Raw genomic sequence first — 14,070 nt, 5'->3', positions numbered from 1 at the left:
AAAACGACTGGGCTAATCCGGCACTTGCCGCCCGGGTTGCGTGATGGTATGCATTATGGTATGGCGACTATGACCCACCGTGCTACGTTTGCCCTCGACGAAGGAACCACCACGCGCATCAAGAGCCTTGCGAAATTGTGGAAAGTTTCTCAAGCCGAGGTGGTAAGACGTGCTGTATCGCTGGCAGACAAGCCTGCAACACGTCCTGATCCAGTGGCCATGCTCCAGCAACTGCACAACTCCGGGGAAGGCCTTTCTGCCAAAGCTGCCAAAGCATATCTGGCCGAAGTGCGCGAAGATCGCAAAAAGGGGCGTGGGGCATGATCTGTCTCGACACCAATTACTTGATCCTTGGACTCATGCCGGGCAGCCGCGAGAGCCAGGAATTGATCCAATGGGCGCAAGCGGGCGAGACGCTCATCACAGCCATGCCTGCGTGGTATGAGTTCACCTGCGGGCCGGTCACTGCAAAACAGGTCGCCGCCATCCGCTCTTTTCTCCATCATTTGATCGCATTTGATGAGCCCCTGGCGGCTGAAGCAGCTCGTTTGTTCAATGCGGCAGGTCGGAAACGAACTCTCCGCATAGATGCCATGATCGCCGCCACAGCCATCGTGGCAGGTGCTTCATTGGCCACGAACAATCTCAAAGACTTCAGCGCTTTCGTGCCTCATGGGCTGAAGTTGGTGTAAAAACTGCCCACGCCTGCCGCAGAGTGATCACCACCTGATCTTCAGCCCCATCTCATCCTTCATCGTCAGCAGCGCCTCCGCATTCCCAATCGCATCGTCCACGGGATGATGCGTATGCTTGGTCCGACGCAGGTGCTTAAAGCTCTGGAAGGTGTCTTTCACCATGCCCTTGTACAAGCTGCCGAGATTGGTGGACGAGAAGCCGAAGGGATTGGCTCCGGTGAAGTGGTGGAAGTACCAGTTGATGAATCCCCAGTCGAATCCGTTGTTGTCGGCGATGAAAATGAGGCGGTCTTTGGAAATACCACGCAGCCATTCGGCAAAGCTCTGCATCACCTCCGCAGGTTCCGGAAACTGGAGCGTCTGCTCCCGCGTGAATCCGCTGACCGCCAGCGCCTCCGGAATATAGCGCTCCGAGATGGGGCGCAACTGTCCGTAAAACGTGCGGCTCAGCCCCGGCTCCACCACCACCGCACCAAAACAAATCATCGAGTAATCTCCCGGAATCGGACCGTCCGACTCCACATCAACCATTATGTAGCTCATACGTTGGGCACCATGGCCCAAAATTGAAGCTGGGTAAAGCAGCCTGCTGCTGGGTGGGCTGCATCCGATGCATTAAAGCGTGGCCGCAGGCTCCAGCTCCTGCTTTGCCAGCGTGTGGGCAAACGGACTGGTGGAGGCGAGGTTGTACTGACGGATGGCCGTGGCCCAGAAAGGTGCCAGCTCATGATCAGCGGCGCTCCAGATGCGGTAGTGCAGGTTGGTCACGATGTCGGTGTCGTGCATCAGCGCCTTGAGCTCTTGAGCGTTGAGAGACTGCGGCCCCTGCGTGATGAGGCGGTGGCTGATCTCCTTGAGGTAAGTGTCTGACACACCAATGGTGCGGCGACGGCGCAGCAGGCTGACGTGCAGCCCGTTCACGTAAGGGTCAAGACACACCTGCATGAGGCCGTAGTGGCGCTCAAGCTCAGGAGAGAGCGGAATCCGGTCCTTAATTTCCTCCAGATTCTGCTGCATGGTCTTCAGCACAGTAGGTGGCTCATGCTCCTCCGGGGTGAGGAAGAGCCCCAGACGCCGCCCGCTGCGTGAGCTGGAGACCATGGCGGCCATCAGGATGGAAATCGCCAGCGAGAAGAGAATGGGGCTGATCCAAATGAGGAACTTGGTGGAGACATACCAGCCGATGACTGCCCAGGCAATGCCCAGCAGCGTGACGCTCAGGAAGGTGAAAATGATCTCGCTCCAGTTCACGCCACCGTCGATTTTGCGGCGCTGCGTGACCCAGCTCACGCTCTTGCCAATGACGGTGTAAACCACAAACCGTGAATGGAAGATCATGAGCACGGGTGCCATGAGAGTGAAGACCACGGTGTCCATCAGGCTGCTGAAGGCGGTAAGGAAGCGCAGACGCAGCGGTTTGAACATGCGGCCGGTGATCACCTCATCCAGCAGGATGACCGTTTTCGGCAGGAAGATGAGCATGGCGGTGACGCCCAGCAGGATGTGCTCCGCCAGGATGGCCTGCGGTTGCACGTGCGGAGTGGGCGTGGCGGCCAGCAGGGTGGCCAGCACCAGGAAGAGGAACCACAGCAGGGAGCTCACGTAGCTGAGGATGCCGTGCAGGAAATTGATGCGGCTCATCGGGTGCCAGCCTTTGGCAAACAACAGCCAGAAGTGCTGGATGTTCCCCTGGCACCAGCGGCGGTCACGCTTGAGCATGTCCACCAGCGTGGGCGGGCCCTCCTCATAGCTGCCACGCGTGGTGGGCAGCAGGCGCACGGCGTAGCCCGCCTTGCGCATGAGCGCGGCTTCCACAAAGTCGTGGCTGAGAATATGACCGCCAAAGGGAGCGTTTTCCGGCAGCGGCGGCAGGGCGCAGTGCTCGATGAAGGGCGCCAGTCGCAGGATGGCGTTGTGCCCCCAGAAGTTGGCTTCGCCGCACTGCCAGTAGTCCAGTCCGGCCATGAACGGCGGGCCATACAGCGCCTGGGCGAACTGCATCACCCGGCCCAGCAGCGTGTCCGCAGCGATCTGCTTCGGAAAGGTCTGCACGATGCCGATGCCGGGGTTTTTCTCCATGATGCGCACCATGCTGGTGAGCAGCGCGCCGGACATGAGGCTGTCCGCATCCAGCACGACCATGTAGCGGTAGCGTTTGCCCCAGCGGCGGCAGAAGTCGGAGACGTTGCCGCTCTTGCGGTTGATCTGCTTGCGGCGGCGACGGTAGAAGATGCGGCCAAAGGCCTTGAGCTGGCGGCAGAGCTCCAGCCACGCGGTCTCTTCCTCGATCCACTGGCTGGCCTTGTCGGAGTCGCTGAGAATGAAAAAGTCAAAGTGCTTGGACTGCCCGGTGGCCTCCAGGGAGAGGTAGATGGAGCGCAGGCCCTCATACACGCGCGTCACGTCTTCGTTGAACACGGGCATGATGATGGCCGTGCTGGCGGTGATGGGCTGCTCGTAGTCGTCGGCGCTCAGGGAAAGCCAGAGATTAAGCGGGTCCGGCTTGGGGCGGTTCATCAGCCACACGCCAAAGAGCGCGGTCCAGAAGCCCACGTTGAGCTGATAATACAGCGGGATGAAAACAAACAGCAGCGCCCACTCAGAGATGCGCATGCCGTTTTCAGAAAGGAAAATATAGGAGAGCCACGCACCTACGATGGTGCCCAGGCCCACGAGGGAGAAGAAGGTGGCGCGGCGTGTGCGGGACACATGCTTGGGCGGCATGCCCGCTGTCATGGCGATGTTCGCCGTCTGGCTGCCGATGGGTGCTGCGCTCATCCGAAGAGGGAGTAAAGGTAGCCCAGCACGCTGCCCACGATGATGATCAGGACGGAGTAGCGCAGGATGGGATGACGGCCGAGGCGGTCAAAGGTGTCGTCAGCTACATCGGTAAACATGCCAAGGTCGATGTCTCGCGGCGTCATCTTGCTGACCTGCATGCCGGGGCCGGAGGTGCGAATGGCTGAGCGCATGGCTTCGGCCATGTCGTCCGGCATGTTTTTTTCATCTAGGAAGAACTGCGGCCAGCGCGAGGGACCGCCCGCCAGGTGGAAGCCCAGGCGGCCCGTGGCCTCCAGCTGCGCCTCGCTGAGATTGAGATCGCTGTAAATGGAGCCCAGCCACTCCCGCAGCATCAGGCGCGCCTGCTCGATGGAGTGCGCCGTGGGTGTGCGGGTCGGGTCCTGCGCATGCGCCTTGGCCGCATTGCGCAGCGTCTCCAGGATGAGCTGGGTACGGCGGATCCGGTTGTGCAGCTGGTACGAGCGGAAGTAATCGGCGAGGCGCGCGTACGCCTCATTCCATTCTTCCTCGGTGCCCGTTGCTGGGGCGAACTGAATGTTGACTGCTTCCATGTAGGTTCAAATCCGAGCCACATGGAGAATGCGCACTTTTGATGCCGTGAAAAGCGCAGGATTGCGGATTCCGCATTTTTCAAAGCACGACCCGGCGTACCTCAAACAGGAGCGCCTGAGCTTGCCAGAGAAGTGTGGACGCCTTACGCGATCACTTCCTGGATCAACCGCCCCCCGTTGACGATGTCCACAGGGCGGACGTTTTCCACCACGATGCGCTTGCTGGCATTGATGCCGAGCAGGCGGTACATCGTGCGGGCCAGATCCTCGGGACCCACAGGGTTTTCATCGGGCTCGCCGCCGAGGGCGTCGGACTTCCCATAGACAAAGCCTTTCTTCACCCCGCCGCCGGCCATGGCCACGGAGAAGACGCGCGGATAATGGTCGCGCCCATTCGTGCTGTTGATGCGCGGCGTGCGGCCAAACTCAGAACTGACCAGCACCAGCGTGGTGTCCAGCATGCCACGTTCATCAAGGTCCTTGATGAGACGGGCAAAGGCCACGTCAAACTGCGGGGCCTGGCTCTCGAAAGCACCTTTGATGTTGGAGTGGTGATCCCAGCTGCCAAAGTTCACAGACACCATGCGCACCCCGGCTTCCACCAGACGGCGGGAGAGCAGGAAGCGCTGGCCGGCGGCATTGCGGCCGTATTCATCGCGCAGCTTGGCGGGCTCGGCATCAAGGTTGAAGGCCTCCCGTGCCTTCTGCGAGCTGATCAGGCTGTAGGCAGCCTGGTAAAAGTTGTCCATGGCGCTGAGTCCGTCGGATTTCTCGGTGGTGCGAAAGTGCTCGTCCACAGAGGAGAGCAGGCTGCGACGGCGCTCGAAGCGTTTGGCGTCGATGTCCTTGGGCGAGGCGAGGTCGCGCACGGTGAAGCCTTTGTCAGCAGGATCGCTGCCCAGGGCAAAGGGACCAAAGGCGCTGCTCATGTAGCCGCTGCCTTGATCAGGCGCGATCATGCCCGGCACAGCCACGTAAGGCGGCAGATTGTTCCGAGAGCCCTGCTCATGGGAGATGATGGAACCGAAGCTGGGAAACTTGATGGCCGGGCTGGGGCGGTAACCGGTGAACATGTTGTGCGTACCGCGCTCGTGCGCCGCCTCTCCGTGCGTCACGGAGCGGATAAGCGTGATCTTGTCCAAGATCTTGGCGATGTTCACAAACTGCCCGCCGACATACTCGCCCGTCACCCCTTTCACCGGGCTGAAAGGGCCGCGATAATCCGGAGACGCAAACGGCTTGGGGTCCCAGGACTCATGCTGCGCCATGCCGCCGGGCAGGTAGATGTGGATGACAGAGGTGGCGATGGGCCGGAACGTCTCCACCGCCGGCATGGCCAGCGTCTGCTCCGCCGCCTGCAGCTTGAGCATCTGCGGCAGTGTAAGGCCCAGCCCCGCCATGGCGCCGACCTGCAGAAAATCACGCCGTCCCTGGGCGGTGGTGAAGAGGTTGCTGTGATTGCCGGTGCAAAGACGATGCATTTTCATGGTGCGGAGCGGAGTCAGTAGGTTTCCGCACTAACCTACCATGACATCAGCTCCCTTATTACGCCCATGGTCCACTCTGCCAACAGCGGCACAATGATGCGCAAGGCAGGCACAACTGCGGAAGGGTTATTGTTTTGTTGGAGGAGGGCTTGCCCTCGCTCAGTAACGCCCTTCTCGGATTTCGCGATAGGCTTTCGTCCAGCGGATGCGTTTAACCGCATGCAGCACAGGCGTGCATTCTTCCGTCGTTTTAAAACGAAAGGAATGACTCCAAGGCTTGGAAGGATCCTGCTGCACGGATTCCACGTTTGAGAGCCTGAAGATCAGTCCCCATGAATGCGGCTTCCCATCAACGCCGAGTTCATCGTAGTCCCAGCGTTCGTATTGTGCTTGTTCCTCGAACGGAAGTTCGTCCTCCAATTCGGAATGCCTCAGAAGGGCGCTCGGGGCTCCCACACGACTGATCACCGCATCGAATGTCATTCCAGGCTTCAAGGATTTCAGAATCCGGTCTCTATCGGGAATGCATTCAGGCAGCTCACGAAAGCGGGCTCCTGTCCCGATATCGGTCTCGCAAAACCATCTGCAAGCCAGACCTCTTGGCTTCACTCCGGTCACAAACATGGTCAGGTGTATCCACTCGCGCGCCGGATCATACTGCCACTCACCGCCGTTCATTTCGAGCGCAGGATAAACTCCTCGTTGATACACGGGACCGCGAAAATCCTGCAGCTCCTTGAGGACTTCCGCAGCTTTTTTGACGTTGTCCTGACGCAAGATCCGTAGCGCGATTTCGAAGTTGCTATATAAGTCATCCATATCGGGCGGCGAAAGGCTTCCCCCGTCAGCGCATTCAATGGCACATTCGAGCGCAGCACGCTCCCTGCTGACCTGCGTCAGTATATCCAAGGCCCAGCACTGGTCTGAGGGCCGCAGCAGTGGCACCAGTTCGGGCGGCAATTCCACCTCACTGAGGAGACGCGCGCCATTCAGGTCGAGGACCAAATACCGTCCCGATCTGGTCCGACAGATGAAGAACGTCTGGGAGCCAATCTGCTCAAACCGTATTCGTGCACCAATCGTCCAGAAGGTGCCCACCGACGTGATCATAACGTGTTTGTCGGACCACACCTCCCACGGGCCCTTCCAGAGCGCTGGGCGCATAGGACGACTGCAAAGCGCGTGCTCAATGGCAACAATCAGCACCTCCTCGCCGGCCGGGTTGATGACGTGCAAACGCGGATGATCGCGTCCGAGATGCAGGACGGACCAGCCGTTGTCAGATATGAACAGCGCCCTTGCGAAAATTCCGCGCCCGAACTGACGCTTCCAGAGAACTTGCCCACTTTGCTTTTCCTCGAGCGAGAAAGCGGCCTCTTTGATAGGTCTGACTCCGTTTGTTACCGCACTGACTGGGGGCACGAACTCCATTTTCAAAAGGAGGCTCTTGTTGTCTGAAAACGCGAAGATGGGATTGGTGTTGAATATCGGGCCGGACACAGAGAGACGTGGTTTTGGTCGTTGATAGGACTCCCTCCGCACGAAGACCTCGCCACAGCAAAGCTTTTACGCTGGATTCATGGCACCTAGATCAGCCCAGTGGTAAGATGTGACCGCGAAGTGTTTTCGCACAAATCACCGAGGATGTGGATGAGATTAGCTAATCTGTTTGTCCTACCGTTAACCGCAAGGACTATTTTTCCATCTGGCCAAGCCGTGGCGGACAGAATTGTGGAGAACCGGGCTACGCCATGGCCACCGTGCCACCAGGGCGGGTGAATCCATATTTTTCCAGCTGCTCCTCGATGATGCGCTCGCAGGAGGCCAGCTGACGTTCGCGTTCGCGGCGGCCTTCATCGGCGATGGCCTGGAGGGCGTCGATGTCGTAAAGGTACACACCTTCGATCTCATTCACCGCAGGGTCCACATCTCGCGGCACGGCGATGTCGATGATCAGCAGCGGCTCCCAGCGGCGCTTGCGCATCACCTGCTCGATCTGCTCAGGCTTGATGACAAAGTGCGGCGCGCTGGTGCTGGAAATGATCACATCCACCTCATGCAGGGCGTGCTCCCATTCATCAAACTTCATCGCGCGTCCCTTCATCTCCGTGGCCAGTTCCACCGCCTTGTCGTAGCTGCGGTTGGAGACGATGATGCTCTTGGCACCCCGTGAGAGCAGGCTCTGCGCGCAGGTGCGGCTCATTTCGCCGGCACCCACCAGCATGACACGGCACTCCTTCAGGTCGTGCACCTTCTCCGCCAGATCCACGGCCACGCTTCCCACACTGGTGGACCCGCGCTGAATGGTGGTCTCATTGCGCACCTTTTTGCCGACGGTGAAGGCCTGCTGGAAGAGCTTGTTGAGGGAGCGGGCGGTGGTGCCGGTGTCCAGAGCCAGCTTGTACGCCGCCTTCACCTGGCCAAAGATTTCCGTCTCTCCCAGCACCATGGAGTCCAGCCCGCTGACCACGCGGAAGAGATGCCGTGCGGCCTCGGCGGAGTCGAGATTGTAGAGCACCAGCGCCTCGGCATGCTCGGGCTGCAGCTCAAAGCGGCGCACCAGGTAGTCGCGCAGCGCGGCGTGGCCGTCCCGGCCGCTGGGCAGACCGTGCGTGGCATAGAGCTCCACACGGTTGCAGGTGCTGAGCACCACACACTCTTCAAAGCCCGGCAGCCCGCGCACCTGCTGCACGGCATCCGGCACCTGGGCCTCGGGGAAGGCCAGACGCTCACGCACCTCCACCGGCGTGGTTTTGTAGTTCAGGCCCACACAGACGAGGCCGCTGCGGTTGTGGCTGTCAGTCGGCTCAGGCATGCGTGACGATCCACAAGGAAATGAACGGCAGGATGAAGCCGATGACCGCCAGCCAGGCCGTCCGGCGGGGCGAGGTGAAATGTTTCCACATCAGCAGGGAGATCACCGCATACAGCCCCCACACGATCCAGGCAAAGACCACATGCCCGGTCTTGGTCATGGGCAGGTGCAGGGCAAAGGAGATCCCCAGTGCGATGCTCAGCAGCAGCAGCCCCAGGCGCACGATGCGCTGGATGGCCTGCGCCAGCCCCTGGATGGGTGGTAGCTGATAGAAAAGGCCGCCGATCTGGTGACGCTTGAGCATGCGCTCCTGGACGAGGTACATCACCCCCGTGATGCAGGCCAGGGCAAAGGAGGCGTAAGAAATAAGGGCCAGGGCGATGTGCAGCTCCACCATGGCATTGATGGGCCCCTTGGGCGGGTAGGCGGCAAAGCCAAGTGCCAGCGCCAGCACGTGCAGAATGCTGACCAGCGGCGCGGTGAAGACCCCCAGCAGGGAGAGGCGGAAGGCCGGGCCCACCAGAAAGTACAGCAGCACCATGCTCCAAGCGATGAAGATCAGGATATCCGGCAGGCTGCGGATGGGGCACTGCCGCACCTCCTGCCCGCGCAGGTAGATAAAGCCCGTCTGCAGCACAAACCCCAGCGCGATGAGCACCACCTGGCCACGCGTGCGTTTCCAGGCACCAGATTTCAGCGCCATCAGCGCCTGCACCACAGCGCTCGCAAAGACGAGCGTGGCGGCAAGCAGAAACTGGAGGGAGGCGGGCATGAAGATAGGTGGGGGAGGCGGATACTCGTGGCCCAACGCCGTTTCTGCAAGGATGAAGGCGATGGTTGAGATTGTCTCTCTGGTGCGCGGATGCTCCTATTTTGTGGTGGCTGGCGGTCAGCCTCGGCAGGCGCCATGCACGGAATTTGCGTCAAGGGCACACTCGGAAGTTTCAGACTAACAACGCAATTCCCCTGAATCCTCCCCGGCCCCGCATGAAGCTTGCGCATCCCCGCATCTCCTCCATGATCGGCAGGCATGGCTCCCGACATCCTCGACAGCATCCGCAGCACCATCCGTGACGTGCCAGATTTCCCCACGCCCGGCATCCTTTTCAAGGACATCACCCCCGTGCTGGCGAATCCGACACTGCTGGCGCAGGCGATCGATGGCATGATCGAGGCCACGGGGCTCACGGAGGTGGACAAGGTAGTGGGCATCGACGCACGCGGCTTCATCTTTGGCGCGCTGATCGCCGAGCGCCTCGGGGCAGGCTTCATCCCGGTGCGCAAAAAGGGCAAGCTTCCCTGGAAGACCCGTGGCGTGGACTACACGCTGGAATACGGCACCAACTCCGTGGAGATGCACCTGGATGCCATCGCCCCAGGGGAGACCGTGCTGCTGGCGGATGACCTGCTGGCCACGGGCGGCACCGCAGGCGCAGCGCTGGATCTCATCCAGCAAGCCGGCGGGCAGGTGGTCGGCAGCACCTTTTTCATCGAGCTCTCCTTCCTCGGCGGCCGCCAGCGCGTGAGCACCTCCGGCCCGGTCCACGCCCTGATCACCTACTGACTCCTCCGCCGAGATGACCGAACGCGACTACCTGCGCCACCTGAACAAGATCGCGCAGAAATTTTTCCCGCCTGAGGACAAGCTGCCACGCGGGCGCACAGAGACGCTGCGCCAGGCCAAGCGCTTCCTCAAAATCAAAGAGCAGCGCATCAAGCAGCGCCACCGCACCGGCAGCTTCAGTGGTGCGGAGATCTGCCGCATGCGCTCGGACATGATCGATCTCCTCGTGCGCATCCTGTGGGATGAAAGCGTGGCAGCACTGCCGGCAGAGGCCCGCGCCAAGCTGAACGTGAGCGTCATCGCCCACGGTGGCTACGGGCGGCGGGTGATGAGCCCCGGCAGCGATGTGGATCTGACCTTCATGTTTCCAGGAAACAGCGGCAAGGTCTCCAATGATGTGGTGCAGCTCATCCGCGACTACCTGCTCTATTTCTACGATCTGAAGTTCAAGGTGGGCCACGGCTCCCGCTCCGTGGGCGAGTGCATCAAGCTGGCCAATGAGAACATGGAGACGAAGACCGCGCTGATGGAGGCACGCTTCATCACCGGGCAGAAGCAGGCGTGGGAGGAATTTCGCGCCCGTTTTGACAAGGAGTGCATGGAGGGGCAGGAGGCGGACTTTTTGAAGCTCCGGCAGATTGACCTGAGCACCCGGCACACGAAGTACGAAAACACCCCCTTTGTGCAGGAGCCGCATGTGAAAAACGGCTGCGGCGGCCTGCGCGACTACCAGAACCTCATCTGGATGACCTACGCGCGCCACCGCACGCTGAACCCAAAGGATCTGGTGACGCTGGGCCTCATCTCCAAGAAAGGCTGGAAGGAGGTGGAGCAGGGGTATGACTTCATCCTGCGCGTGCGCAATGAAATGCACTACACCGAAAAGCGCGCCGAGGACCTGCTGACGCTCCGTCTGCAAGGCCCCGTGGCCACCAATCTCGGCTACCGCCACAAGCGCATCCTCCGCCGCATCGAGGCGCTGATGCACGAGTACTACACCGCCACCCGCGACATCCTGCAGCGCAGCAACGAGGTGATGGACCGCTTTCACCTCCAGGCGCTGGAGACCAGCAGCAAAGGCAAGCTCATGAACTTCATGGCCCGGCGCAAAGCGGAGAAGCAGCAGGAGAGCTTTGACGGCTTCCAGCGCAAGCACGAGCGCGTGTACGCAGAGGGTCCCTCCATTTTCAAGGACGATCCGGAGCGGATGATGCGCCTCTTCCTCCATACACAAAAGCGTCACCTGCGCCTGAGTCCGGACCTCTTCCAGCTCATCCAGGACAACTTCCGCCTCGTGGACACGAGCTTCCGCTACAGCAAGACCAACCGCGAGACTTTTGAGACCATCCTCTCCCACAAGGGGGATGCCGCACGAACCCTGCGGCAGATGCATCGCGTGGGCTTTCTGGGACGCTACATGCCGGAGTTTGGTGCGCTCACCACCCTCGTGCAGCATGAGTTCTTCCACCTCTACACCGCAGACGAGCACACGCTGCGCACCATCGACAAGCTTGATGAACTCAGCGACCCCAACCTCAAGGGCGTGGAGCTTTTCCAGCAGCTCTTTCACGACCTGCACCAGCCCTACGTGCTCTACCTCGCGCTGCTGCTGCATGACGCCGGACGCGCCGCCAACAAAAAGACGCATAGCGACGAAAGCACCACCCTGGCCGCTGCCGTGGCGCGCCGCCTGCAGGTCAAGGGAGAGCGCCGCCGCCTGCTGCTCTTCCTGGTGGACAATCACCTCCTGATGTACCGCACCGCCACCACCAAGAGCTTGGATGACCCGCAGGTGATCGAGGAATTCGTCAACATCGTCCGCACCAAGGAGAATCTGGACACGCTGCTGCTCATGACCTACGCGGACTCCAAGGGCACCAGCGACAAGAGCTGGTCCGGCTACAAGGAGGCGTCCATCCGCCAGCTCTACCACAGCGCGCTGCGCTTTATGAATGCACCTGCTGACTTCATGCGCCAGGTGCAGGTGCCCCTGGTGGATCTGAAAAAGCAGGTGCTGCGCCTCATGGGCTCCGGCTACGAGGCGGAAGTGGACGCGCACTTCCGGCACATGCCGCCTTCCTACTTCAATTTCCGCGAGGCTGAGTTCATCGCCAGACACCTGCGCCAGTTCCGCCTCTTTTTTGAGCAGCTCATCCACGAGGAAGCTGCCGCCGGCCTCCTGCCGGTGATGGTCTGGGAGGACCACGTGGATCAGGGCTACAGCGAGCTCACCGTCGTCTGCTGGGACCGCCACCTGCTCCTGGCACGCATCTCCGGTGCCCTCGCGGCGGAGAGCATCAACATCCTCAGCGCAGACCTCTACCAGCGCGCCGATCACCTCGTGCTGGACACCTTCCGCGTCTGCAACACGAACTTCGCCGCCGTCACCACCAAGAGCGCACGCAACCGAATCGAGGAATCCGTGCGCAAGGCCTTCAGCGGCCGCACCTTTGACTTCGGCGAGGCCATCGCCCAGAAGCTTGGCAAGTCCGCCACCATGCTCGATGCCATCGGCGATGAGATCCCGCAGCGTGTCTATGTGAACAACAACCTCTCGCCGGACCACACCGTGCTTGAGCTGCAGCTCGTTGACCGCCTGGCCCTTCTCTACGATCTCTTCATGGCCATCGGCCGCCTCGGGCACAACGTCACCCACGCGCGCATCAGCACGGAAAAGGGCGTGGCCATCGACGCCATCTACGTGCAGGACGCTCAGAGCCAGAAGATCACCGACCGCGAGCAGCTCGACGAACTGGCCGATGCGGTGAAAGTAGCCGCCGGACTCCTCCCAGCCCCGCGCCCCCGGCCCTCTCCCACGCCTGAGGTCAGGCCAGAAACCAAGCTTGAGGCAAAGCCTGCGCCGATCCGCTGATACATTCCGCCTGCTGCATCGTTCGGAGAGCGCTCACATGAAGCTCTTCTTGCTGCCGCTGCTCCTCATTTCCGTCATCTCGCCGCTCTATGCCACTGCAGCGGATGCCACCAAGCCCAACATTCTCATCTTTTACCTAGATGACATGGGTTGGGCGCAACCAGGCGCTTATGGCGGAAAGATGGCCCCCACACCCAATATGGATGCGCTGGCCGCCAGCGGAGTGCGCTTTACGCAAGGCTACTCCTCCGGCTGTGTATGCTCTCCAGGCCGTGTGGGACTCATGACTGGCCGCTATCAGGCGCGCACCGGCCATGATGCCAACCCCACCAAAGCAGGCCGTGAACTTCTGCTGAGCGAGACCACCCTCGCCCAGCACCTGAAATCCGCCGGCTACAGCACCGGCATCGTGGGCAAGTGGCATCTCGGAGACACCAGCGCGGAGTTTCTTCCAGCAGCGCGCGGCTTTGACTACTCAGTCGGCACGGTGGGGAATCTCGGCGAAGGCAAAGGACCTTCCTTTTATCGAGGCAAAGACCTGATCAATGAGCTGCCCGGAGAGCCCATCACCTCGCCCGTGTATGCGCGGGAGTCCGCAGGCTTCATTGAGGCGAATCAAGGCAAGCCCTGGTTCCTGCTCATGTCCTTCAATGCCGTGCACTCGCCACACGTGGCCTCGGAGAAGTGGCTGGAGAAGTTCAAACACCTCTCCAAGCACGATGCCGCCTACGCGGCGCTCGCCGCCGAGGCGGACGAAGCCATCGGCACCGTCATGGCCAGGCTGCGCGCGCTCAAGCAGGAGGAAAAAACCCTCATCTTCCTCCTCAGCGACAACGGCGGTGCCTACCAAAACGCCGAGATGGGCGGCCTGCGCGGGCACAAGTGGTTCGTCTGGGAGGGCGGCATCCGCGTCTCCTGGCTGGCCGCATGGAAGGGCCACATCCCCGCTGGCCGTGTGAGCAACGAGCCCGTGATCCAGCTTGATATTCTGCCCACCGCACTCGCCGCCGCTGGTGCCACCACCAGCATACCGCTCGATGGCGTGAACCTCCTCCCGCTGCTGGAGGGCAAGACCGACAAGCTGGCCCCCCGCGAGCTCTACTTCCGCTTTGGCGTGCAGCAGGCCGTACGGCAGGGAGACTGGAAGCTCGTCAAGGCCGGCAAGGATATGCAGCCCATGCTCGTGAACCTAGGTCGTGTTTGAAAACCTGTCGATTGGCAAATTGGGTGCATCGAGGCAAGAAGACATGTCGATGAAAACCCAACGCTTTGCATGGTGGGAGC

12 protein-coding genes are annotated in these 14,070 nt (G+C 61.0%); 5 read left to right on the top strand and 7 right to left on the bottom strand.

All coding sequences use genetic code 11. The annotated features are described in order from the left end of the window. Window positions 1-69 precede the first annotated feature (69 nt). On the top strand, window positions 70-324 hold the full coding sequence (locus HNQ65_RS24425; RefSeq protein ID WP_184344062.1) for a ribbon-helix-helix domain-containing protein: 255 nt from the start codon (window positions 70-72) through the stop codon (window positions 322-324). Then, entirely contained in the window at window positions 321-692 is a 372-nt protein-coding gene (locus tag HNQ65_RS24420; RefSeq protein ID WP_184344060.1) for a type II toxin-antitoxin system VapC family toxin, read from the top strand. The genes HNQ65_RS24425 and HNQ65_RS24420 overlap by 4 nt, the downstream gene beginning before the upstream one ends. 27 nt (window positions 693-719) lie before the next feature. On the opposite strand, the gene HNQ65_RS24415 is transcribed toward HNQ65_RS24420, so the two are convergent. The 7 genes from HNQ65_RS24415 to ccsA all read right to left on the bottom strand — a co-directional run bounded on the left by HNQ65_RS24415 (window position 720) and on the right by ccsA (window position 9,122). Continuing rightward, on the bottom strand, window positions 720-1,238 hold the full coding sequence (locus HNQ65_RS24415) for a 3'-5' exonuclease (RefSeq protein ID WP_184344058.1): 519 nt from the start codon (window positions 1,236-1,238) through the stop codon (window positions 720-722). A gap of 72 nt (window positions 1,239-1,310) precedes the next feature. Next, window positions 1,311-3,473 (bottom strand): glucans biosynthesis glucosyltransferase MdoH, encoded by a 2,163-nt coding sequence (gene mdoH, locus HNQ65_RS24410; protein ID WP_184344056.1) that lies wholly within the window; start codon window positions 3,471-3,473, stop codon window positions 1,311-1,313. Then, window positions 3,470-4,048 carry a hypothetical protein gene (locus HNQ65_RS24405; protein ID WP_184344054.1) on the bottom strand — a complete coding sequence of 193 codons (579 nt, stop codon included), beginning with the start codon at window positions 4,046-4,048 and terminating at the stop codon, window positions 3,470-3,472. The genes mdoH and HNQ65_RS24405 overlap by 4 nt, the downstream gene beginning before the upstream one ends. A 143-nt stretch (window positions 4,049-4,191) precedes the next feature. Beyond that, window positions 4,192-5,535, bottom strand: coding sequence for a DUF1501 domain-containing protein (locus HNQ65_RS24400; RefSeq protein WP_184344052.1), 1,344 nt, complete (start codon window positions 5,533-5,535; stop codon window positions 4,192-4,194). Window positions 5,536-5,694: 159 nt separating this feature from the next. Further along, window positions 5,695-7,035, bottom strand: coding sequence for a hypothetical protein (locus HNQ65_RS24395; protein ID WP_184344050.1), 1,341 nt, complete (start codon window positions 7,033-7,035; stop codon window positions 5,695-5,697). Between the two features lie 244 nt (window positions 7,036-7,279). Then, complete coding sequence (gene hemA, locus HNQ65_RS24390) at window positions 7,280-8,350, bottom strand: glutamyl-tRNA reductase (protein WP_184344048.1); 1,071 nt, start codon at window positions 8,348-8,350, stop codon at window positions 7,280-7,282. Beyond that, the gene (gene ccsA, locus HNQ65_RS24385) at window positions 8,343-9,122 is read right to left on the bottom strand and encodes a cytochrome c biogenesis protein CcsA (protein ID WP_184344046.1); all 780 of its coding nucleotides are present in this window, start codon (window positions 9,120-9,122) and stop codon (window positions 8,343-8,345) included. Before ccsA ends, hemA begins: the two co-directional genes overlap by 8 nt. A 258-nt stretch (window positions 9,123-9,380) precedes the next feature. Between ccsA and HNQ65_RS24380 the strand changes: the two genes are divergently transcribed. Genes HNQ65_RS24380 through HNQ65_RS24370 form a run of 3 tightly spaced genes read left to right on the top strand, consistent with a single transcriptional unit; the run spans window position 9,381 to window position 13,990 of the window. Further along, window positions 9,381-9,914, top strand: a complete 534-nt coding sequence (locus tag HNQ65_RS24380; protein WP_184344044.1) for an adenine phosphoribosyltransferase — start codon at window positions 9,381-9,383, stop codon at window positions 9,912-9,914. Between the two features lie 13 nt (window positions 9,915-9,927). After that, the gene (gene glnD / locus HNQ65_RS24375) at window positions 9,928-12,786 is read left to right on the top strand and encodes a [protein-PII] uridylyltransferase (protein ID WP_184344042.1); all 2,859 of its coding nucleotides are present in this window, start codon (window positions 9,928-9,930) and stop codon (window positions 12,784-12,786) included. A 37-nt stretch (window positions 12,787-12,823) separates the two neighbouring features. Further along, complete coding sequence (locus tag HNQ65_RS24370) at window positions 12,824-13,990, top strand: sulfatase-like hydrolase/transferase (protein WP_184344040.1); 1,167 nt, start codon at window positions 12,824-12,826, stop codon at window positions 13,988-13,990. Window positions 13,991-14,070: the final 80 nt, after the last annotated feature.

Source organism: Prosthecobacter vanneervenii (assembly GCF_014203095.1).
GTDB lineage: Bacteria > Verrucomicrobiota > Verrucomicrobiia > Verrucomicrobiales > Verrucomicrobiaceae > Prosthecobacter > Prosthecobacter vanneervenii.
Note: the sequence above shows the minus strand (reverse complement) of the source record. Positions and strands in the feature narration are given on the sequence as shown.